17 protein-coding genes are annotated in these 22,502 nt (G+C 40.1%); 3 read left to right on the plus strand and 14 right to left on the minus strand.

Features of this window, described 5'->3' with window-relative positions; all coding sequences use genetic code 11:
- Positions 1–97: 97 nt before the first annotated feature.
- From P0Y49_20605 to P0Y49_20630, 6 genes are all read right to left on the minus strand, one after another.
- Positions 98–1,081: a GDSL-type esterase/lipase family protein gene (locus P0Y49_20605; GenBank protein WEK19183.1), complete on the minus strand. Its 984-nt coding sequence runs from the start codon at positions 1,079–1,081 to the stop codon at positions 98–100.
- A gap of 70 nt (positions 1,082–1,151) precedes the next feature.
- A complete protein-coding gene (locus P0Y49_20610; protein WEK19184.1) occupies positions 1,152–1,958 on the minus strand; it encodes a methyltransferase, TIGR04325 family in 807 nt (268 codons plus the stop codon).
- Positions 1,959–2,078: 120 nt separating this feature from the next.
- Positions 2,079–5,111 (minus strand): translation initiation factor IF-2, encoded by a 3,033-nt coding sequence (infB, locus tag P0Y49_20615; GenBank protein ID WEK19185.1) that lies wholly within the window; start codon positions 5,109–5,111, stop codon positions 2,079–2,081.
- Positions 5,112–5,227: 116 nt separating this feature from the next.
- Positions 5,228–6,463 (minus strand): transcription termination factor NusA, encoded by a 1,236-nt coding sequence (nusA, locus tag P0Y49_20620; GenBank protein ID WEK19186.1) that lies wholly within the window; start codon positions 6,461–6,463, stop codon positions 5,228–5,230.
- Between the two features lie 2 nt (positions 6,464–6,465).
- Positions 6,466–6,930 (minus strand): ribosome assembly cofactor RimP, encoded by a 465-nt coding sequence (gene rimP / locus P0Y49_20625; GenBank protein ID WEK21815.1) that lies wholly within the window; start codon positions 6,928–6,930, stop codon positions 6,466–6,468.
- A 154-nt stretch (positions 6,931–7,084) separates the two neighbouring features.
- Positions 7,085–7,522 (minus strand): hypothetical protein, encoded by a 438-nt coding sequence (locus P0Y49_20630; protein ID WEK19187.1) that lies wholly within the window; start codon positions 7,520–7,522, stop codon positions 7,085–7,087.
- An 18-nt stretch (positions 7,523–7,540) separates the two neighbouring features.
- On the opposite strand from P0Y49_20630, the gene P0Y49_20635 reads away from it, so the two are divergent.
- Complete coding sequence (locus P0Y49_20635; GenBank protein WEK19188.1) at positions 7,541–7,891, plus strand: phage holin family protein; 351 nt, start codon at positions 7,541–7,543, stop codon at positions 7,889–7,891.
- A 34-nt stretch (positions 7,892–7,925) separates the two neighbouring features.
- On the opposite strand, the gene P0Y49_20640 is transcribed toward P0Y49_20635, so the two are convergent.
- From P0Y49_20640 to P0Y49_20660, 5 genes are all read right to left on the minus strand, one after another.
- Entirely contained in the window at positions 7,926–8,459 is a 534-nt protein-coding gene (locus P0Y49_20640) for an ORF6N domain-containing protein (protein WEK19189.1), read from the minus strand.
- Positions 8,460–8,756: 297 nt separating this feature from the next.
- Positions 8,757–11,078, minus strand: coding sequence for a Tex family protein (locus P0Y49_20645; protein WEK19190.1), 2,322 nt, complete (start codon positions 11,076–11,078; stop codon positions 8,757–8,759).
- Between the two features lie 151 nt (positions 11,079–11,229).
- Positions 11,230–12,216, minus strand: a complete 987-nt coding sequence (locus P0Y49_20650) for a pyruvate dehydrogenase complex E1 component subunit beta (protein WEK19191.1) — start codon at positions 12,214–12,216, stop codon at positions 11,230–11,232.
- A 109-nt stretch (positions 12,217–12,325) separates the two neighbouring features.
- Positions 12,326–15,241: a PD-(D/E)XK nuclease family protein gene (locus tag P0Y49_20655; protein ID WEK19192.1), complete on the minus strand. Its 2,916-nt coding sequence runs from the start codon at positions 15,239–15,241 to the stop codon at positions 12,326–12,328.
- Between the two features lies 1 nt (position 15,242).
- Complete coding sequence (locus P0Y49_20660) at positions 15,243–18,470, minus strand: UvrD-helicase domain-containing protein (GenBank protein WEK19193.1); 3,228 nt, start codon at positions 18,468–18,470, stop codon at positions 15,243–15,245.
- Positions 18,471–18,730: 260 nt separating this feature from the next.
- On the opposite strand from P0Y49_20660, the gene P0Y49_20665 reads away from it, so the two are divergent.
- Positions 18,731–18,922: a hypothetical protein gene (locus P0Y49_20665; GenBank protein WEK19194.1), complete on the plus strand. Its 192-nt coding sequence runs from the start codon at positions 18,731–18,733 to the stop codon at positions 18,920–18,922.
- A gap of 2 nt (positions 18,923–18,924) precedes the next feature.
- Here P0Y49_20665 and P0Y49_20670 read toward each other — a convergent pair whose 3' ends face one another.
- On the minus strand, positions 18,925–20,244 hold the full coding sequence (locus tag P0Y49_20670; protein WEK19195.1) for an ATP-binding protein: 1,320 nt from the start codon (positions 20,242–20,244) through the stop codon (positions 18,925–18,927).
- 295 nt (positions 20,245–20,539) lie between these two features.
- On the opposite strand from P0Y49_20670, the gene P0Y49_20675 reads away from it, so the two are divergent.
- The gene (locus tag P0Y49_20675; GenBank protein ID WEK19196.1) at positions 20,540–21,049 is read left to right on the plus strand and encodes a thioredoxin family protein; all 510 of its coding nucleotides are present in this window, start codon (positions 20,540–20,542) and stop codon (positions 21,047–21,049) included.
- Positions 21,050–21,059: 10 nt separating this feature from the next.
- On the opposite strand, the gene P0Y49_20680 is transcribed toward P0Y49_20675, so the two are convergent.
- Complete coding sequence (locus P0Y49_20680) at positions 21,060–21,839, minus strand: tRNA threonylcarbamoyladenosine dehydratase (protein WEK19197.1); 780 nt, start codon at positions 21,837–21,839, stop codon at positions 21,060–21,062.
- 5 nt (positions 21,840–21,844) lie between these two features.
- Positions 21,845–22,501: a TatD family hydrolase gene (locus P0Y49_20685; GenBank protein WEK19198.1), complete on the minus strand. Its 657-nt coding sequence runs from the start codon at positions 22,499–22,501 to the stop codon at positions 21,845–21,847.
- Position 22,502: the final 1 nt, after the last annotated feature.

A 22,502-nucleotide genomic window follows, 5' to 3' on the forward strand; every position in this document is an offset into this window, starting at 1 on the left:
CTAAAAAATCAATCCTAATTTTTTAAAGAAACAACCTTTAATTGGATTAGAAAAAAGATTAACAATATAGTTACCTCCCAAGGCTATTTCATTAGTCTCAGTGAACAATCACAATCTTCTTGGTAAACCTTAGGTCAAGCATTTCAAAAACCAGGAAATACATCCCTGGAGAATATTGTAATGTAGAAATTTCCTCCTCATGATAACCTGCATTTCTATAATCGTCAAAAACAACACCAATGCGCTGTCCCATAACATTGTACAGGCTAACTTTAACTGCAGCGGCAGATGATAAATTAAATCTAAGTTTTGTAAATGCATTAGCGGGATTAGGGTAATTCTGTAAAACACCGGCTGCCTGAAAGCGTTCAGAAATCATTTGATTAATTGCATCAAAAAAAACGAAAGCCAAAACATGATAGCCTCTGGCATTTGGATGGATATCATCTGAATACAATTGCTTATTCCTTCCTATAACAGCATTAAAATCAGCTAAGCCAATATTTAATTCTTTTGTAAGACTAGCATAAGCTGCATTAATCTGGTCAATCACCCGATTTCTACGTTGAGCAAGTCTTGCATCGGAGCCCTTACCTGGTGGCTCAACAAAATATTGAAGTGTACCAATAATAACTGTCAGGTTATGATTTTTTGCACGGGTAACCATTTCGCGCATATTGGCAATGGTAGTACTCACCCTTGCCTTGCCATCCGCGATTTGAACGGCATCATTAGCCCCCATTAAAATCAGTAAAAATCCGCTCTGATTAGCTATTGCCACATCAAAACGATTTAATCCTTCAGTGGTTGTTTCACCGGCGATACCATAATTTGTAATCACAATAGGCTTTCCTTTATAACAGTTCTCAAGGAAAGATTTTAATGGCCCTTGAAAATTCAAAGGAGCAGGAACTCCTTGTACAGTACTCGCGCCAAAGGTTACGATATTGATGCTGTCTTTATTATAAAACTGAGCAAAAGGTCCACAAACGGGCGGTCTTCCTTGCGCAAAACACACAAAACTGAGTAATGTAAATAAACATGCTAAACCAAATCCCCTGATCATATTATAAACCCCCATTCAAGGATGAATAGAAGGCTTCTCAAATTTAAATTTTAAATCCAAGACTTCTAGGTTTTTTCACCTTTAATCACTTCTTTTTCTCGAACAAAAAGCCTTTGTCATATGCAACGACCTTATGGTCTATTGACATAAACCGTTCACCTTCAACAAAAGAAAAGAAATCTGCTTTAAGTTGGTAAGAACTGAAATGATTTAAAAATCTAGCCTCATTAAAAAACCAGGATGGATATCTAGCTTCATAAATTTCAGGCGGCACAATTTGTAGGGTAAGTCTATCTAAAGAGGGCTCGTTAATAAATGCCGTTCTATCAAAAAGCAGGTAATCGATCTGGTAGCTACTTAATTGATCCAGGAATTCGTGTGGTTTTTCGAGATATTGAACAACGCTCGAAAGCAAAACCACATTTACATTCTTTTTAGCCGCAATACAATCCTCTATAGTATAGTAAAAATCCAAAACATCATCAGCAAAGTACTTTTTACCTTCGTCAATATATGCCGCTTGTTCAACAATCGACCAGCTCACTTCAATTTCCGAAGGAATAAAGTCACGAACCTGAAACCAGGTACTTCCTAATGACCCTCCAAAATCGACCACATTTAACTTATTATTATTTTTGATAGCAATATACAATAAGGAAGAGATAATTGAATAGGGATACTCTTTTTTATCAAATAACACAGAATCCCGTTCATATATAGCCTCACCATTCTTGATTTTTAATAATGACTGCTTTGTTTTTTCAAGAATGTTGCTTGCCTCGTATCCAAAGGCACTGCTTTTTGCTTCATTCCAACTATTAAAGTTTCCAAACCAACCATATTGATTGACATTTTTAGGTTTCTTTTTAAAAGCATTTTTAATCTTGAACATTCGCTGATAATTAATTTTCTGCAAAATAGTTAAATAGTCGAATGGTAAAGAAGACTAGCCATAAAAAAAGCGCATTGAAGTTTACCTCCAATGCGCTTTACAATATAATTGTTCGAAGTTTTACAACTTCCTTTTTACTTCGACTTGTTCGTAAGCTTCAACAATATCGCCAACTTCAATGTTATTGAAGTTATGGATGTTCAATCCGCACTCGTAACCTCTTGATACCTCTTTCACGTCATCTTTATAACGTTTCAACGAAGCAAGCTCACCTGTGTAAACGACCACACCATCTCTAACGATACGGATCTTACTGTTACGAGTAATCGTACCATCCAATACCATACAGCCGGCAATAGTACCAACCTTAGTGATTTTAAAGGTTTCTCTGATCTCAACATTAGCAGTGATCTTCTCTTCAAACTCAGGAGCCAACATACCCTCCATCGCAGCTTTGATCTCGTTGATCGCATCATAGATGATAGAATATAAGCGGATATCGATCTGCTCAGCCTCGGCCAGTTTACGCGCTCCAGAAGAAGGACGAACCTGGAAACCGATGATGATCGCATCAGAAGCAGAAGCTAACAATACATCAGATTCAGAGATCTGACCTACAGCTTTACTAATAATGTTGATTTGGATCTCCTCAGTAGATAATTTCAATAATGAGTCAGATAATGCCTCGATAGAACCATCCACATCACCCTTAACGATTAAGTTAAGCTCTTTAAAGTTACCGATAGCCAAACGACGACCAATCTCATCCAACGTGATGTGTTTCTGAGTACGAAGCCCTTGCTCACGCATCAACTGTAAACGTTTATTGGCAATCTCTCTAGCTTCAACTTCACTTTCCAGTGCATTGAATTTATCCCCTGCAGTAGGTGCACCTTGCATACCCAATACCTGTACCGGTACCGATGGGCCTGCTTTATCTACTTTTTGTCCGCGTTCGTTAAATAACGCTTTAACACGTCCGCTGTAGCTACCAGCAAGAATAGGATCACCCACCTTTAAAGTACCGGCTTGTACAAGAACAGTAGTTACAATACCACGTCCTTTATCAAGCGTAGCCTCAATTACACTACCCGTAGCACGCTTATTAGGATTAGCTTTAAGGTCTAATAATTCAGCCTCTAATAAAACTTTTTCCAATAGTAAGTCTACATTTAAACCGCTCTTACCCGAAATCTCCTGCGACTGGAAGTTACCTCCCCAATCCTCAACCAGGATATTCATCATAGATAGCTGTTCACGTATTTTATCTGAGTTTGCACCCGGTTTATCAATTTTTGTGAAAGCAAATACCAAAGGTACTCCTGCAGCCTGCGCGTGGTTAATCGCCTCTTTTGTTTGAGGCATTACCGCATCATCCGCAGCAACAACGATAATTGCAATATCCGCAACCTTGGCACCACGAGCACGCATCGCCGTAAAGGCCTCGTGCCCCGGTGTATCCAGGAAGGTAACTTGTTTGCCTGTTGCCGTAGTTACCATATAAGCTCCAATGTGCTGGGTAATACCCCCGGCCTCACCTGCAACCACATTCGCTTTACGGATATAATCCAGCAATGAGGTCTTACCATGATCCACGTGTCCCATAATGGTTACAACAGGTGCTCTTGGCAATAAATCTTCTTCAGTATCCTCTTCTTCAATAACGATATCACTTTCATCATCCGGTTTAACGAATTGTATTTCGTAACCAAATTCATCAGCAACAATGGTTAAAGTCTCAGCATCCAAACGCTGGTTGATCGATACAAACATACCGAGACTCATACAAGTCGCGATAATTTTTGTAACCGGCTCATCCATCATCGTAGCCAATTCATTAGCCGTTACAAACTCCGTAACTTTAAGTACACGAGATTGTAATTCCTGCTCCATTGCAGCCTCATCTGCAGACATCGCTACATCATCACGTTTCTGACGACGAAGTTTTGCACGCTGAGCAAACTTACCAGATTTACCCGCTCCACTTAAACGAGCAAGTGTTGCTTTAATCTGATCTTGTATTTCTTTTTCCGTAGGTTCTTCTTTAGGTCCGCCAGAAGGAGCTCCCGGTTTGTTGTTTCTAAAGTTAGGCCTGTTGGCTGTATTGTTAGTGTTGTTTCTAAAATCAGGTCTGTTACCAAAAGTAGGTGCAGGTTTAGGCGCACCCGGCTGTCCGCCTTGTGCTTGCTGGCCACCCTGGTTTTGACCGCCACCGTGTTGTTGTCCATGACCAGCTTGGCCAGGATGTCCACCAGGAGTTTTCTTGCGTTTACGTTTTCTTTTCGCATCAGCACTTTCTCCCGAAGAAGCTACTGGCTGTGACTTACGATCAGGCGTTACCGGCAAGGTAATCTTTCCAATGATGTTAGGGCCGGAAAGTTTCACCGAACGTGCTTTTATCACTTCAGTTTCTTCAGGCTTTTCAACTTTTGGCGGTTCAGGAGTCACTTTTGGTGTAACTACTGGCTCAGGAGCTTTAACCGCTGGTGCCTCGGCAGCAGGTTTTGGCTGCTCTTCGGCTTTAGGTGTTTCCACAGGCTTAACAGGTTCAGGTTTTATTTCTGCAACAGGCTGTTCAACCGGCTTCTCTACTTCCTTAACCGGCTCAGGTGCTTTTTCAACAGGAGCAACTGGCGCTACTGGTACTACAGACGTTTCGGCCTTAGGTTCCGGTGCTGGAGCGTCCTCTTTCTTAACAGGGCGTGTTTTAGCATTTAAATCATCAAGATTGATCTTTCCTACTATTTTCACACCAGGTAAAGAACCTTCTTCGGCTTTCTCTTCTACTTTTTCAGCAGCAGGAGCTTCTTCCTTAGGCTTCTCAGCCGGAGGAGTATAAGAATGAAGGTTTTTAATTAAGATCCCCTCATTTTCAAATTCAACATTTTTTCTAGGTGCTTCCGCAACTTTATCAGTTACTTCCGGCTCATCACGACGAATTTTACCAATAACGATTTGATTGGCTTCTTCTTTTACGATTTTATCGCCCTGAAACTCTTTCAACAATGCATTATACATGTCGCGAGAGAGCTTAGTAGTGGGTTTATTCTCAACAGAAAAGCCTTTCTTTTCTAAAAACTCAACGGCCGTAGCAATACCTACGTTAAGTTCCTTAACTGCTTTAAATAAAATTATTGGTTTGTCGTCTGACATTGATATCCTATTTTTTCTTTAATTCTTATACAAAAGTAACGTTTATTCTTATTTATTTCATGTGTATGCAATTAGTTTTTAATTACTACATTATTTTATAAAAACCATAGCCAACGTTATTCAAACTCTGATTTTAAAATACTCATGACTTCTTTGATGGTCTCTTCTTCTAAATCGGTACGTTTTACCAACTCATCAACAGACAAAGCCAATACACTCTTAGCTGTATCACAGCCAACAGATTTCAGCTCATCAATGATCCAGCTATCGATTTCGTCCGAGAACTCTTCGATATCCACATCCTCATCTTCTTCACCTGCTTCGCGGTATACATCAATTTCATAACCGGTTAATTTACCAGCTAATTTAATGTTATGTCCACCACGACCAATTGCCAACGAAACCTGATCCGGCTTCAAATAAACTGAAGCATGTTTAGTTTCATCATCTAATTTAATAGAGGTGATTTTTGCAGGACTCAACGCCCTGGTTATATATAGTGAGATATTATTTGTAAAGTTAATTACATCAATATTCTCATTTTTAAGCTCTCTAACGATACCGTGAATACGTGAACCTTTCATACCAACACAGGCACCCACCGGATCAATCCTGTCGTCGTAAGATTCAACCGCAACCTTAGCGCGCTCTCCCGGTTCACGAACAATTTTCTTAATGGTAATCAAACCATCAAAAATCTCAGGAACCTCGATTTCAAATAAACGTTGTAAAAACTCAGGCGCAATTCTCGAGATAATGATCTTTGGCGTAGCATTTACCATATCCACTTTCAAAATCACGGCACGAACAGCATCTCCTTTTTTGAAATAATCAGCTGGAATTTGCTCAGTTTTAGGCATCATCAACTCATTACCTTCATCATCAAGCACCAAGGTTTCTTTTTTCCAAACCTGATAAACCTCACCGGTAACGATCTCGCCAACTCTGTCTTTATATTTTTTAAAGATCTCGTCTTTCTCTAATTCCAATACTTTAGAAACCAAGGTCTGACGAGCAGCTAAAATCGCTCTACGACCAAAGCTTTCCAAAGTGATCTGCTCAATGTAGTCGTCACCAACTTCCATATCCGGATCTAATTGCTTTACCTCTGCCAATTCAATTTCCAAATCATCATCTTCAGAAAAGCCATCTTCCATCACTTTTCTGGTACGCCAGATTTCCAAATCTCCGTTGTCCGGGTTAACAATTACGTCGCAATTCTCATCCGTACCATATTTTTTACGCAACATACTGCGAAATACCTCTTCCAGCACACTAATCACTGTAGGACGGTCGATGTTCTTGAAGTCTTTAAACTCTTGAAATGAATCGATTAAATTAATATTGCTCATTTTTATTTAAATGAAATTAAAACCTTTGTTTCTGTTATATCATTAAAGTCTATGCTGGTCTCTACCAACTGAACCTTTTTACCTTTTTCTTTAACCTTTGCCTCTATGGTTATGCTGTTTTCATCAGCACTTAACAATTTCCCTTCTTTCACTTCACCACCAGCCAGCTTTACACTCAGCTCACGTCCAATATTTTTAATATACTGTCTTTTAAGCTTTAAAGGTTCGCCGACACCTGGCGAAGATACTTCCAGATTATAAGCCTTTTCAATTGCATTCTCCTCTTCCAAATGAAAACCCACATGCCTGCTAATGGCTGCGCAATCCTGGATACTAATTCCCTGATCGCCATCAACATGAATAATCAGCTTATTATTTGGCAGCATCCTTACCTCAACTAAAAACAACTCCGGCCTATCCGAAATCTTCTCTTCAACTAATTCTGTTACTCTTTTTTCTACCTGCATAACCAATTTGCCAATAATAGAAAAGAGGGGACTTCTGCCCCCTCTTACCTCTATTACAGTGCAAATGTAAGAAATATTTTTATAAATTAAAAATGCTATGCCACAATGAGTTCTAATAACCATAGCTTTATTCTCAAGAAATAAGGTTTTGCAATTATCTCTTTAGCAGTTGCCTATACGTCCTTACTCCGGGTTTCAACTCACTTTTTAACAATTCCTTTACAGTTCCAAACCGGGCATTCAAATGCGTCACAACTAAATAATCTCTTCCTTTAACAAATGGAACTTTAGGGATAAAAACAAGGTTACTGTCGGTAACTACAACCTTCCCCTCAACAGGAAGCTCTTTTAACGTCGAATCCAGTTCAGATGGCGTTTGCAAAACAGAGACCAAATCATTCAGTACCGAATCCCCATCAAGAGAATCGTTTTGTAACTGCAATAACCCAGCACGATTGATATGATCAAATACAATAGCCGAGCTATCAGCAGAGAAACCAATTAAAAGTGGCTTGTTATTTGCTGATGAACATGAAAACAAAATAATGGCAAAGAAAAAAATGCCAAACTGCTTAACAAAACGTTTAACCATACCGCTAAATTAAACATTATGAAATTTATTATAGAAATGTTATTGACAGGGCTTGCTGTATTTATAGGAGCACGTTATATAGTATCAGGCGTTACAGTAGACAGCTTCGGAACAGCTGTTATTGCTGCTGTTTTAATTGCACTAGCCAATGCAACTATTGGATTTATTTTACGAGTACTTACTTTTCCTATTAATTTTTTAACGCTTGGGCTGGTTTCATTCATCATTTCTGTGTTGATGATCCTATTAGTCTCCAACATAATGACAGGGTTTCACACATCAGGATTCTGGTCAGCGGCATTTTTAGCAATTGTTGTAGCGATCATGAAGGCCATATTCAGCTCTATTGCCGGAACAGAAAAAAACTAGGTAGTACCTCTGCCCTGAGGTGGTGAGAGGGGGATTATTTCCCTTTTCGCTTAAAGCCTATTTCTGATCTTGGTTTATCCTCTTTTTCAATGAATTTACTTAGATAAGTGAACAACACCTTTATCTTTTCATCCTGTTTACTCAGCTTCTTCTCTACTTGTTCAACAAGCAGAGAAACATCTTTATGTAACAGTATTATTTCCCTTAACTTCACAAACACCTCTATAATACGTATGCTCATCTGTATTGCTTTCTCATTCTTCAATACATTCGACAGCATAAGCACACCATGTTCTGTGAACACATATGGTAAAGCCCCTCCAAGTACCTGCTTTGATGGTATCGCATTTTGCGATACCATGCATTCTACTTCCTCTTCGGTTAGCTGCATCATAAAGTTTTCCGGAAACCGCTCCTTATTACGTTTCACCTGCTCTCTTAAACGTATAGCTTTAACTCCATAGAGTTCAGCAAGATCCCTATCCAACATCACTTTCTGATCCCGAATCACATAGATCTTGTTCATTACCACTTCATCAGGTATAACTACAGCATTGGTTTGGTTCATACTACTAATATATTTACATAGTTATATATCTTGGTTATTTTTCAACGGATAGTGCTTATCCGTTCTGTACTGCTTACATATTTATGGCCGGACATATCCAATCAGTTGACTCCATCCCATCAGGATCAATAAACCTGAAAAGAAAAACCCCTTAAACAGCAAAAGCCTTGCTAAAAACAAGGCTTTAAAACTTTTCTGTTGTATCGGTGCATTGAATGAGGCCAGTTGTTCCAAGGCGCACATCTACACTACTACTACTTAGAACAACGACATGTTTAGCGGTAATATTTTCTTCCTTTACTTAAACATATTTTTCAATGCTTCCAGTTTCAATTGCAAATCCCCTTCAGGTAGCGGCTTCTCTTTTTGCCCCCCTTTATGCTGAGGCTTCGCCAATGGCTTTTTATGCTGATCCAGCTTTGAGAAAGACCTCGAAGCAGAGCTTTTAGCCCTTTCTCCCCCTCCTTTATGATCTTGTTTAGGTTTTGCCCCTACCTCTTTTTTCATAGACAGGGAAATCCTTTTACGTGTCACATCGACCTCAACTACGGTAACTTCTACCTTCTGATGCACTTTAACGACTTCATTGGCATTGGCAACAAACTTATCCGCAATCTGACTCGTATGCACCAAACCATCCTGATGTACACCTATATCAACAAATGCACCGAAATTGGTGATATTAGTCACAATACCCGGTAATTTCATTCCTACTTTCAGATCGGCAATTTCATTTACCCCATCAGTAAAGCTGAACACCTCGAACTGCTCACGCGGATCTCTTCCCGGTTTAGCCAGCTCAGCAAGAATATCATTTAAAGTTGGCAAGCCAATATCCTCACTTACATATTGCTGAGGCTTAATCTGCTTTTGCAACTCCGCATCTTTAACCAATTGGTTTACACTACAGTTTAAATCCCTCGCCATTTTATGAACCAAAGCATATCGCTCCGGATGCACACCACTAGCGTCTAAAGCCGCTTCAGCATTTCTAATCCTCAAGAAACCCGCAGCCTGCTCAAATGCTTTATCACCCAAACGTGGCACTTTCCTTAAGCTCTCGCGATTTTTAAATGCGCCATGTTCATTGCGATAATTTATGATGTTTTGTGCCAACTGAGGACCTAAACCAGACACGTAAGCCAATACTTGCTTAGAAGCAGTATTCAACTCCACACCTACCGCATTTACGCAGCTCATAACCGTATCATCAAGCGAAGCCTGTAACTTATTCTGGTCCACATCATGCTGATACTGCCCTACACCTATCGATTTAGGGTCAATCTTTACCAGTTCGGCCAATGGATCCATCAACCTGCGACCAATAGAGACTGCACCTCTTACGGTAATATCTTGTGTAGGAAACTCTTCCCGTGCCACTTCTGAGGCAGAATAAATAGATGCTCCGTTTTCACTCACCATTACCACCACAATGCCCGGAATATTTAATCCACGAACAAAAACCTCAGTTTCCCTTCCGGCAGTACCATTACCGATGGCAACAGCTTCAATTTCATATTTGGCGCAAAGCTCCATCAGTTTCTCTGCTGCCTTTTTAACATTACCCTGCCCTGTGTGCGGGTAGATGGTTGTATTTTCTAACAATTTACCTTGTTTATCCAGGCACACCACTTTACATCCGGTACGGAAACCAGGATCTATAGCCAGCACATTCTTCTGTCCCATTGGAGCAGCAAGCAATAGCTGACGGGCATTCTCGGCAAATACGCGGATTGCCTCCTCATCAGCCTTTTCTTTAGAAAGGTTTCTGATCTCGGTCTCCATTGCAGGGCCTAGTAAACGCTTATAACTATCCTGTACCGCCAGTTTAACCTCATCGGCACAGGCATTATGGCCTTTAACAAACTGACGTTCTAAAATATCAATTGCACCCTCTTCTGAAGGCATAGCATCCAGTTTCAAAATACCTTCATTTTCTCCTCTGCGGATAGCTAAAACCCTATGCGACGGTGCCGTTTTTAGCGGCTCATCCCAATTAAAGTAATCCTTATATTTAACCCCTTCTTCTTCCTTGCCTTTGATTACTGCAGATTTAAAAGTGGCCTTTTGCTGAAAATAATTACGCATCGCGGTTCTTGCCTCCACGTTCTCATTTACGATCTCAGCAATGATATCCCTTGCCCCTGCCAATGCATCGGCTAAAGAAGTTACACCCAGCTCGTCATTTAAAAACTTACCAGCTTCTGTTTCCGGGGCTATCTTGCCTTGTTCCAGTAGAAATAATGCCAATGGCTCCAGCCCTTTTTTTCTGGCCTCAGAAGCTCTTGTTTTGCGCTTAGGCTTATATGGTAAATAAATATCCTCTATGGTAGCAATATTTGTTGCCGTATTAATCTGCGCTTCCAATTCTGGCGTAAGCTTGTCCAATGCTGCGAGGGCCTTTAAAATAGCTTCTCTACGCTTATCCAGTTCCCTCAATTGCTGAAACCTATCGCGGATACCTGCTACCTGTACCTCATCCAAACTCCCCGTAGCCTCTTTCCGGTAACGCGAAATAAATGGAACAGTTGCTCCTTCGTCTAATAATTCAATAGTAGCGATAACCTGTTTTTCCGTTACTGCTAACTCAGCAGCAATGATTTTAGAATGATTGCTCATTTATATTTTATTTGATCTCCCAACGTACAATTGCCGCCAAAAATAAACCTAACAATTGACATCCTAAAATAAATTATGGTTAACAAAAAAATCCTGCCGGTATTACCGACAGGATCATATCATCATGTGCTTATAAAAGCAACAGTAGTTTCTATTTATTAACGTACATTACCTCTTTAACTGCTTTTATCACCTTTTCAGCGTTAGGTAAGCTAGCCGCGATAAGCGTAGGAGCATAAGGCAACGGTACATCAGCACAAGTAATGCGCAATACAGGAGCATCTAAATAATCAAAAGCATTCTTTTGAACGTTAAATGCAATCTCAGAAGAAATTGAAGCCAGTGGCCATGCTTCTTCTACAACCACCAAACGGTTGGTTTTCTTAACAGACTCAATGATTGTTGCATAATCAATAGGACGTACAGTACGTAAGTCAATCACCTCAACACTAATTCCGTCCTTAGTCAATTCCTCAACCGCAGGGTTTACCACACGGGTAAGCATTTTACCAAAAGTAACAATGGTTACATCAGTACCTTCTTTAACCACATTAGCTTTACCGATTGGCAAGTAATACTCCTCTTCAGGAACCTCACCTTTATCACCGTACATTACTTCCGACTCCATGAAAATAACTGGATCTGGATCAAGAATAGCTTGTTTAAGCAATCCTTTAGCTTCATAAGGCGTAGAAGGAACTACAACTTTTAAACCCGGACAGTTGGCATACCAGTTCTCAAAATTCTGAGAGTGCTGCGCACCTAACTGACCTGCATTACCGGTTGGGCCACGGAATACGATTGGAACAGGAAACTGTCCACCACTCATAGACAACATTTTAGCTGCACCATTAATGATCTGATCTATAGCAACCAGAGAGAAGTTAAAAGTCATAAACTCTACAACCGGAGTTAATCCGTTCATTGCAGCACCTATAGCAATACCGGCAAAGCCTAATTCAGCAATTGGTGTATCAATTACACGTTTATCGCCAAACTCGTCAAGCATACCCTGACTAACTTTATAAGCGCCATTGTATTGCGCAACTTCCTCGCCCATAAGGAAAACGTTTTCATTTTTACGCATTTCTTCGCTTAAGGCTTCACGCAAAGCTTCTCTAAATTGAATCTCTCTCATTGTATATTCAAATATTAACTGCGACAAATATAAGTATTGTAATGCAATTATAAAGGAGTGTTTTAATTACACTTTAGAAGCCTCAAATCGGCTAAAATAATTTGGCATTTTACATTCCGCACAAAGTTAAATATGGAGAAAACGCGAAACCAGCTTCATTCTCTGTGGGCACAAAGGGCTTAGTTTCATCAAACAACTCTGCAAGTTTAGCCTCAAGGAAACCAATAAACTCCTCTTTTATGCTTTCCAGCTTTACCCCATTCAGCTTTAACTTCTCTTTCCCCTCTATAAAAAATGTCCCATCCTTACGCATATTACGGATGCTATATAGGTTAGGCTCAACTCTTTCAATTCCATTTGCCTGTTCAAAAACATAAGTATAAAATAGTGTCTGGATTAAGGCCTTGTTCTGTTTATTGCTATTGGTATCAAAAACATCGGCCAGATTACTGTAACGCAAAATATCACTCCCCGTTTTATAATCTACGATCCGTGTAATCCCGTTTTTACGGTCTATCCGATCGATAATTCCATGCAAAATGATGGTTTGCACTCCCCCATTAACCTTAAACTTAAAATCAACCTTATCTTTTTTTTCTAAGGCCAAAATCTCAAAAGGGGCTTCATTCTCATCATAATCCAGGATCAAATTGGCATATTCTTCAACGATAGCCAACACAACCTTCTGCATTCCATTATGGTTTACCTGGTGGTTTTCATTTTCAAACATCACCTGAGCAAAGGCTTTTACCGCCAGCTCAGGCACTTTCTTACGGTATTCTGCTATCCGATGTTTGGTTATTTCCTTATCCTCGACCATTAGATCTCTATAAAAGGTTTCCAGCACATAATGCAACATAGAGCCAATATAATTGGCTTCCAGGTTTTCCGAAATCTCCTCCGGCTCCTCTATCTTAGCAACATATTTATAAAAAAACTGCAAAGGACAATTCACGTAGGAAGTTAAGGCCGAAGCAGATAACTGTGCTTCACCTGTCAGATATTTATTCAGCACAGCCATAACATTCTTATCCTTATGGATGATGACCGGCACCTTTTTCTCAGTAGAGATACTTTGCTTATGCTCCAGGTAATTAAAGCTATAACCACTTTCGTATTCGAGCTGCCTCAAAAAGCGGGTTGGTTCCCCAGTATTGGTATCATCCGCCTGTGCATTATAAACCAAACTCACTTTGCCCGAACGCTGCAGCAAGCGGTAAAACATATAAGCCGAAATGGCATCTTGATTTTCAAGAACCGGCAATCCATAAGCCCTGCGAATGCTATCCGGAATAAAACTCGGCGAAACACTGGCTTGAGGCAACAACCCCTCATTCACACCTAAAATGTATACCTGTTCAAAATCGAGACTTCTGCTTTCCAGCAATCCCATGACCTGAATCCCCTGAAGCGGTTCTCCTGATAAAGGAACCGCAATTCCCTGCACTGCCTTTTGAATAAGAGACAGAATAAATGACAATTCCTTCGGGCTACTTAAAACTGGCAAATAGGCATTTAAAGCATCGTGCAACCTGTTAAGCTCTTTAATGGTAGCCACAAACAAATCAGCCTCCGTTTGACGCAATGTTTTACCAGCCAACTGCTGTTCAAGAATATGTTTAAAAATGGCCTGCAGGGTATCGGTCGCTTCGGCACCATTTTTAACTTTGGTAAAGAACATCGCCAATAGCCCTTTTTGGCTCTGCAACCTCGTTAAAGGCACTTCTGCCAATTGCTCGGCCAACAGCTTTTGCTGAATCTTACTGCGCATAAGCTCAGTAATTCCCGTGAGTGGATGAGACAAAAAGGCTTCAACCTCACGGTGATACACCGTATCCTTTTCACCTTGAATCAATTGTGCTTGCACACTTAACCACAAATCGGCCAACCCAAAAATGGAAGAAGCCACCAATGGATACCCCATTGTAACATTGATATTTATAGGATGCTTTATGTCACCTTCAAAATAATGAGTCGGGATAGTTTGTAATACCGGTAACAGCAAGCTTTCATCCGCAAGGATAAGAGCAATCTTGCCTGCATTATTTTCTGCTTTTAATAATGGATAATCCGCCTGAAGTGCGGCACTTAGTATTTTTGCCTGGGCAACCTGTCCCTGGGTCTTATAAACATTTACAGTTTTAGGATTTGCTTTGATGAGATCCCTGCTTGCGCCCAAAGCATTCAGCAAACCATTCACTTCAAGATTTTTTCTTAAAAACAGCCCCGCCTCTTGCAAGGTATCTTTTACATAATAGGCATCCGTATCAAAATAAAACAAAGTTTTAGTCTGCTCCTGCCAACGTTTAAATACCACGGCTTCTGCCCTACTTAAAGCATTAAAGCCTACAAATACCAGTTTACCATAAGCATCTGTAAAGTTGGGCAGCCCTGCTTTCCCTTCAGCAAGCTGTCGGTAAATATGCCCCATAGTAGTCAGCCCCTTCTCCTTTAATGCCTCATGATAGCCATGATACAGATCCGGCATTCGTCCCCACATTTTTATAAACTGCTCCTGCTGCTTTTTATGTTTGCCTTCGGAATAAGAACTCCAAAAACCTCTTAAAAACTCCTGCTGCTCTTCACTTAAATAATCAAACTGATAATCTACCTCAGCAAAATTTTCCAGTTGTTCAAATAGCTTTTTGGCATTCACCAGATCATTATCTATTTGAGCAAAATCACTTAAAATAATCCGGGCAACGGGATAAAACTTAGCCGGCTCTATTTTGGTTTCACCATTTTGCAATACCAGTTCATTGTATTTCTGGTATAAAGTAAAAAACTGCGTAAAAGCATCGGCCACCTTCAGTTCGGAAGACAAGGCAAAAAATTCCTGGATGGTAAAGAAAGATGGACTCCAGAAGGGCTTATTGATGATTTTTGCCAAATGATCCTGTAAGTAGGCCACCGGACGTTTATTGTTGAAAATAATGGCCGCATTTTGCAAATTATCACTAAGCCGTGCTACCAAATCCTCAGCTACCTCTCTTAAAAATGGTTTCATATTTAATTCCTTACTCATCCTAAACCAATTTTAATTGTCCGCTTAGCGCATAAAACAAATAGGTTTTTACATTCGTATAACCCATAGCCATCAATAGGGCTCTATAGTGACTAACCTGCTCAATATGTTTATCGCTTTCCTGCTGTGTAAATTTATAATCAATTACAGTTACCTCATTGCCGCTTACCAGTACCTTATCGGGCCGGTAACTTTTGCCTTTGGCATCTATAATACTGCGTTCATTTAAACTCTGTTCGCTTTTACCCAAAATATCTTGCAAGCCTTTGTGCTGTAAAACGGCAATAGCCTGCGCTTTTAAAAACGGCAATTCTTCCTCCTTAAAAACACCATCCAGCAATAACGTCTGCAAAACAGCATCCACATCTGCAACACCCCTAGCTTCAGCCAGTACCTCATGTAGAATTGTACCCGTCCTACCGGCGCTTTCACCTGTTAGCAGATCTATTTCCCTCCGCTTTAAGTTGGCATCGAACACCTGGCTCAACCGGTCAGAGACCGGATAATGCTCCATTTCTATCTGTTGAACAGGACTGTTTTTTTCAGGTTGATCAGGCACTATACCATCGATCATGTAATTACCTTCCTCTGAAAGCTGATCAGCAAAAACCTTACCCAGTAAATCACCAATATTGGTAATCGTGTCTGTCTTTTTCCCCATGGTGCTGATGTACAAATATTCTTTTGAGCGGGTCGTAGCCACATAAAGCATATTCAAAGCATCCATATTGTTATAAAGCAGCTCCTCAAAGTAAGGTTTGGCTACGCTTGAACGACCAAGGTCCTTATTGTATTTTAAAGGAATGCTGTGCAAATGATGATAAGGAGTATCTGTTGCAGGAACCCAGAAAATGCCATTAGGCTTCCCATTAATGTCCCAATTACAAAATGGCAGCATTACAGCCCTAAATGCCAAACCTTTAGATTTATGAATGGTGATAACCTGCACAGCATCTGCATTATCCGGTGAAGGTAAAGTCTTCCTTGCCCCCTCTTCGTCCCAAAAAGCTAAAAAAGCTGCAATACCTCGCTCCCCGTGTAAAGCAAAACTTCCCATTAAATCGCGCAAAGCAAACAAATAGGGCAAATTGGTAACATTTCTGCTTTCGCCTAAACCATAGGCAGCAATAATTTTTTCCAGCAGGGCAGGCAGGGGCTGCTGTATCCAGGTTTGCCAATGCGCACAAAGGTCAGCAGGCAATAGATCAGCAAGCTGTGTCAGGTTTTTAAACTTTAACGAGAAATAATGATGAGGTTCAACAGCTTTCTGCTGCAGTCTCGCATACAGACTAATACAATTTGCCTTATACAAAGCGGTATTTTCAGACAATCCGCCCATTACCTGCAATGTATTGATGATTAATTTTACTGCACTGTTGTTATTCAACAGTAACGCTTCTCCCGAAATCACATCAACACCTTGATCCATCAGTGCCTCCACCGCAGCTACAGCTTCCGAATTAGAACGTACCAATACGCAAATGTCCTTCGGTTTGTAATTTTTATCCTTGATAAGGATGTCCAGCTCTGCCATCATCTTAGACAGCGCCAAATCCCTGAAAGTAGTTTTAGTTAATGTATTGCCTTCCGGATCCTCCTTTAAAACATTAAAATTAATGGTTCCCCCATCCAATGTAAATGGAGTCGTTTTCTGTTCTGCCTCGGCATAAACATCCGTTACAATATGATCAAATCCCTGTCCCTGCCACCAGTTTAAAACCTCAGCAACATCCTGTTCAGCAATCGTCCCATTTAAATTGACCTGCATCAGTTGCGGCAATTTTTTAAACAAATAATTATTGAATTGAATGATGTTCTGCGTACTCCGATAGTTCTCTTCCAAACTATCTTCCAGTACATTTTCCGCTCTGACATCCGCCTTTGCCTGCTGATGAAGAATATTCCAATCGCCATTGCGCCAACGATAGATAGACTGTTTAGTATCGCCTACAATCAAATGATCTATCAATTTTTCACTCGGCGATGCAATAGCATTGCTGAGCAACGATTTAAAACTCCCCCACTGATTAGCAGAAGTATCCTGAAACTCATCAAACAGAAAATTACGGTACCTGTTACCCATCTTTTCCCAAATGAAAGACGGGTTATCGTCTGCATCATCCGTTATACCCTTTAATAAGGTCTGGGCATCACTGATTAACAAATTAGGGCTTTCATCCCTATAATCCTTTAATAAAACAGCCATCTCCTGCATCAACCGCAGGTAATATAAATTCTTATTGAACGCCTGAGCAAGCAAATAACCCGCCAGGCCATCCTGATAAACATGGAGCAATTTTGACAAAACAGGATTTAGCTCCGAATAAGCACCACTTTCCTCTCCTTTCTGAAACCACTCTTCCGGTTGATCTACCAACTTTGCAAGGCTGGTTATTTTACTTAAATCGCCACCGACAATTTTTGGCAGATTGTTTAAGGGCGAGCGTGACTTACCTTTTAAGCTGGATACTTCTATTCCCTCCACCTCAAAGATTTGCTGTACCTGCTCAGCAAGTTCCTTAATGGTACTTTCGAAGGCCTCTATTCCAAACCGGGTAACCTTATTGTAATCCTTAAAAAGTGCATCCAGATCTGCCGATTCCCCCAACTCCTTAATTGCGTTTTCGAAAGGTTGATACCGCTCTTTAAAAATCTCATTGGTTAGATCAATCAGTTCTCTACGGTAATTCCAGCTCAAATTATTATTGATACGATCTAAAGCGAGGTCAATAATCCATTGCAATAAAACAGGGTTTTTATCCAATGCTTTATCCAAACGCTCAGCCAGCTCATTTTTTACCTTATCATAATTCATCTCCAGGCCGTAACCTGCATCCAAACCCAGCTCAAAGGCAAAACCCCGGATCACTTTTTGCACAAAACCATCAATGGTACTGACCGAGAAACGGCCATAATCATGCAAAATCTTGCGGTATATCTTATCGGATCTATGTTTTAAACTTATCGCATCCAGCTCGGGGTGTGCTTTTAAAACAATCTCCCTGTAGTCGCTGATTTTTTTTGAAGGATCACCTTCAGCAAAGCCCTTTAACACCTCCATTATCCGGCTTTTCATCTCTTCTGTAGCTTTATTTGTAAAAGTTACAGCCAGAATTTCGCGATACTTGGTTTCGCCCGACAACAACAGGGTTAAATAATGCGCTGTTAAACTGAATGTTTTACCAGATCCGGCAGATGCTTGTAATATTTTTAAAGGCTGTTGAGGCATTAGGTAAAGCTATTAATATTTTACAACATCGGCAGATAAAATAATCGTTTGGCTGCCCTATCCTCATAAAGGCTACCGAGAGATCGGGCTTTTAAGACCTGAATACTAGCTTATTCGGGAATTATAATTATCATTGCTGCTGAAAGTCCGTAAATTTATTGCACAGGCATATAAAGAAATGAACGATTATCAGAAATACAGTGATGCTGATCTTGTTACGCTTTTGCGTTCGAGTGACGATACTGCGTTCATGGAAATTTATGACCGCTACAAGTTTATTATATGCTTTTGCTTACCGCAAGCTCCAGAACAAACAGGAATCAGAGGATGTGGTTCGGGAACATATAGCATCGCATAAACTACAGATCGATGTAGACACAGTAAATGCTTCTTTCCATTTGAAAAAGAAACTGGGCATCATCATTTTTGTGGTTTATGTTTTAAACAAATAAAATCAACTAAATTTTAAAGCTTGTAACATCCATTTCCAGGCGGGTATGATTTTGACATGTACACCATCTATGGTCAATTCTTCTTCTTCTTCGAGCGTGATGATCCATGCTTCTTTAACCTTACAATAGCTAGCCGCTTTTAGTAACCCTTTTAGTTCCCTGCTCCTTGTGTCCGGATCATTTAGCGTCCAGCTTACCTGCACAGGTAATGCAGTTCCGCCTTCCGGATAGATTACAAAATCACATTCACCAGAAGCTTCTGCATAATAATAGATGTTATTAGAATAAATACTTCCAAATTTCAGATAAAGTTCTTTAAACACCATATTCTCTAACAGCAAACCATTGTTACCTGTATACTGCGCTGTATTGGCATTTAGTAGCCCATTATCGAGCCAATAAATCTTTTTATCTGATTTTTCGCGCTTACTATCTGAATAATCAAAGCGACTGATTCTTTTAAAAAGATACGCTTGCTCGGCCATATCCATTGCTTCATAGACACTATTCACTCCTACACTATATTGCTGTGATTTGAGCTGATTATATAATCGTCTGTTACTAATTGTTTTACCTATAGTAGATGCTGCCTGACGATACAAGCTTCGTAAATAGGTATAATTACTGAGCTTGTTGTATTCTACGATGTCCCGAAGCAACATGGCGTTATAATATTCCTGTAAATAGGCCAGGCTTATTTGTTGCGAAGGTAGGTTAATCGTTTCTGGATATCCCCCATGAACGAGGTATTTATGAAACATTGTGAGGGTCTGGATTTTTCCTGTCCCATATTCTGATGGTTTAAAATTGCTGAATTCACAGTATTCTTTAAAAGAAAGGGGTAATAATTCAATAGCGATGCTGCGACCCCGCAATACAGATTTAAGCTCGGTATGGAGTACAGAACTGTTACTGCCGGTAAAGAATATTTTTTTAGACCAGGTTTCGTTGATGCGGTTTAAAAAACGCTCCCAGCCTGGTGTAGCTTGTACTTCATCAAAAAAGAACCATGCATCTTCTAATTTAGTTTCCGGATTAAGCTCCTGCCATGCTTGTAGAATTAAATCGAGTTGATGGGGTTCGAATTGTATCCTTTCATCTTCAAAATTGAAATAGATAATCTGCCTGGGCGATACCCCCCTGGTTGTTTTTAATTCGTCAATAGCCAGTTGCATTGCTGAAGTTTTGCCTACACGCCGGGGACCAATGATCGCTTGAATTTTTTCAAGATCCAATGAAATCCCTGTGTTGCGCATTCTAAGCCCCTTAGAAAGGTTTCTTTCCTGGTTTTGAATCAAAATCTCTTTTATGGTCTCTTTCATAATACACAAATATATATAAAATCGTCTTTACAATAAAGACGATTTTGCAATAATCATCTTTATTGTAAAGACGATTTATCCAACACAGAGTCCATAAATTTATTTCACATCCATCTAGCCAATTGGCTTTTCTGGCTCGTCTTTGTTTTATAATTCTGAAAATGGATTGTAAAATTTACTCTGACAAAGCATGAAATCCCATTGAAACAACTCTTTAGCCATAAACATTGCTATATTTATCTAAATTTTTCACGTTTAGATCCCATCTAACAACTAAAAACAATAAGATAAATAGATGAAACAATTAGCTTTAGTATTACTCGCTTTTATAGCCATATCCGGCACAGCATTAGCCCAGGACAAAGAACCTGTTAAAAAGGAAATCGTAACAATTTACAACCCTAAAGCCAATGCAAGAGCAGATATTGATGCTGCAGTTGCAAAAGCAAAAAAGGAAGGCAAACATGTATTTATCCAGGTAGGCGGCAATTGGTGCAGCTGGTGCATCGCTTTTCATAAGCTGGTTGATGCAACACCAGAACTAAAGGATTACCTAAACAGCAATTACGAAACCGTACTGGTAAACTATAGTCCGGAAAATAAAAACCCGGCTGTAATGGCAAGCTTAGGTTATCCAGGCCGTTTTGGGTACCCGGTATTTGTAATTCTCGATGGAAACGGTAAAGTAATACACATCCAAAACTCCGCTTACCTTGAAGAAGGAAAAGGTCATAGCGTAAAAAAAGTAATGGAGTTTTTAAAAGGTTGGACGGTTGCCGCCCTTAAACCAGAAAACAACAAATAGAAACAGTCGATCAGACTTTCTTTTTTACTTTTTTTGCAATCCTTGGTGGTCTTTCGGCCATAGTGATGGTTTGCCCTAACAGGTCCCTGATCACCACGGAGGCACAAACGCCGCCAAAGGCAGCCGGAATGTAAGATATCGTGCCATAGGCAGAACGTTTAAAGTTACTACCATCGGTCATGAGCAGGGAATCTTTCGAAGTCTCCTCAGTGGAAAAAACAGCCTTGATCTGGTTATAGTTACTATGTCGTTTTAATCTTTTTCGCACAACCTGGGCAAAAACACATTGATATGTATCCGGTAGCCAGGTTACCTTCAGTAAGGTCGGATCCATTTTACCCCCGGCCCCCATTGAACTGACGATAGGTACATTTCTTTCCAATGCTTTAGACAGTAAGATCACCTTAGGTGTAAGACTATCAATACAATCCATCACATAGTCAAAAGAATGCTCCATCAGCTCCCTGCACTTCTGTGGGGTTAGAAAGTCTCGGATAACATGTAATTTAAGTTCAGGATTGATGGCCATTAAGCGCTCCTGCATGATATCAGCCTTATTCTTTCCATGATTGGTAGATAAGGCAGGCAACTGCCGGTTCCTGTTACTAGGGTCTACAACATCACCATCCACAATTGTCATCTCTCCTACTCCTGAGCGGCATATAAACTCGGCCGCAAAAGAGCCCACACCACCCAGACCTATAACCAACACATGCTTTTGCTGCAAAAGATCAATTCCTTCATTCCCTATCAGCAAAGCAGAGCGCGACAACCAGTTTAAATCAGACATATATATTAAGTAAACTTTATTTTTTTCCAGTTGGCAAAAATAAGCGCTTTCATCTCTTCAACAGTACAGTTTTTTAAATTTGCCGCAGCCTGATAAATTTCCCGGATGTGATAATCCGAATCGTCAGTTTCCAAAAAAAACATATCTGTATGTTTAAGCAGAGCTGCAGCTCCCGAATCAGGATTTAGTATAGCCTTGCCAAAAGAAAGATAAAACCCATTGTCCAGCAATTGCCTGCCTAATTCTTCGTGTTTATTAAACCCATGAACAATAAGAGGAACGCTAACTTTCATTTCCTTTTGTAAGGCAATCAACTCTCCAAAACACCTTACACAATGAAGAATAACCGGTTTATGCAGCGCATTGGCTAGTCTTAGCTGTTTCCTCAAAATAATCAACTGATTGTCCAGGCTTTCCCCTCTCAATCTGTCTAAGCCGCACTCACCAATCAGTTTAACCTGCATTCCTGTTGCAGCCTCTGCAAGTTTGAGATAATCATGCTCCAGATGCTCCATTGTTGCAAACCAGGGATGCAATCCTAACGAAAGCTCCTGATCTTCCGGAAATGTAATCCGCGTATCTCCGGTTAAGGAAACACTTAGTATTTGCCTTACCCCGGCATCCTTCCCTTCCTGATGTGTATGGATATCTAAAAATTGCAAA

This window comes from Candidatus Pedobacter colombiensis (genome assembly GCA_029202485.1).
GTDB classification, from domain to species: Bacteria; Bacteroidota; Bacteroidia; order Sphingobacteriales; family Sphingobacteriaceae; genus Pedobacter; species Pedobacter colombiensis.

What these genes read in the sequence shown, in the direction of transcription:
- P0Y49_20665 (WEK19194.1), top strand. Translation starts at nt 18,731, where the DNA reads ATGACCGCTACAAGTTTATTATATGCTTTTGCTTACCGCAAGCTCCAG.
- P0Y49_20655 (WEK19192.1), bottom strand. Translation starts at nt 15,241, where the DNA reads ATGAGTAAGGAATTAAATATGAAACCATTTTTAAGAGAGGTAGCTGAG.
- rimP (WEK21815.1), bottom strand. Translation starts at nt 6,930, where the DNA reads ATGCAGGTAGAAAAAAGAGTAACAGAATTAGTTGAAGAGAAGATTTCG.
- P0Y49_20670 (WEK19195.1), bottom strand. Translation starts at nt 20,244, where the DNA reads ATGAAAGAGACCATAAAAGAGATTTTGATTCAAAACCAGGAAAGAAAC.
- nusA (WEK19186.1), bottom strand. Translation starts at nt 6,463, where the DNA reads ATGAGCAATATTAATTTAATCGATTCATTTCAAGAGTTTAAAGACTTC.
- P0Y49_20675 (WEK19196.1), top strand. Translation starts at nt 20,540, where the DNA reads ATGAAACAATTAGCTTTAGTATTACTCGCTTTTATAGCCATATCCGGC.
- P0Y49_20645 (WEK19190.1), bottom strand. Translation starts at nt 11,078, where the DNA reads ATGAGCAATCATTCTAAAATCATTGCTGCTGAGTTAGCAGTAACGGAA.
- P0Y49_20640 (WEK19189.1), bottom strand. Translation starts at nt 8,459, where the DNA reads ATGAACCAAACCAATGCTGTAGTTATACCTGATGAAGTGGTAATGAAC.
- P0Y49_20680 (WEK19197.1), bottom strand. Translation starts at nt 21,839, where the DNA reads ATGTCTGATTTAAACTGGTTGTCGCGCTCTGCTTTGCTGATAGGGAAT.
- P0Y49_20635 (WEK19188.1), top strand. Translation starts at nt 7,541, where the DNA reads ATGAAATTTATTATAGAAATGTTATTGACAGGGCTTGCTGTATTTATA.
- P0Y49_20630 (WEK19187.1), bottom strand. Translation starts at nt 7,522, where the DNA reads ATGGTTAAACGTTTTGTTAAGCAGTTTGGCATTTTTTTCTTTGCCATT.
- P0Y49_20605 (WEK19183.1), bottom strand. Translation starts at nt 1,081, where the DNA reads ATGGGGGTTTATAATATGATCAGGGGATTTGGTTTAGCATGTTTATTT.
- P0Y49_20610 (WEK19184.1), bottom strand. Translation starts at nt 1,958, where the DNA reads ATGTTCAAGATTAAAAATGCTTTTAAAAAGAAACCTAAAAATGTCAAT.
- infB (WEK19185.1), bottom strand. Translation starts at nt 5,111, where the DNA reads ATGTCAGACGACAAACCAATAATTTTATTTAAAGCAGTTAAGGAACTT.
- P0Y49_20660 (WEK19193.1), bottom strand. Translation starts at nt 18,470, where the DNA reads ATGCCTCAACAGCCTTTAAAAATATTACAAGCATCTGCCGGATCTGGT.
- P0Y49_20650 (WEK19191.1), bottom strand. Translation starts at nt 12,216, where the DNA reads ATGAGAGAGATTCAATTTAGAGAAGCTTTGCGTGAAGCCTTAAGCGAA.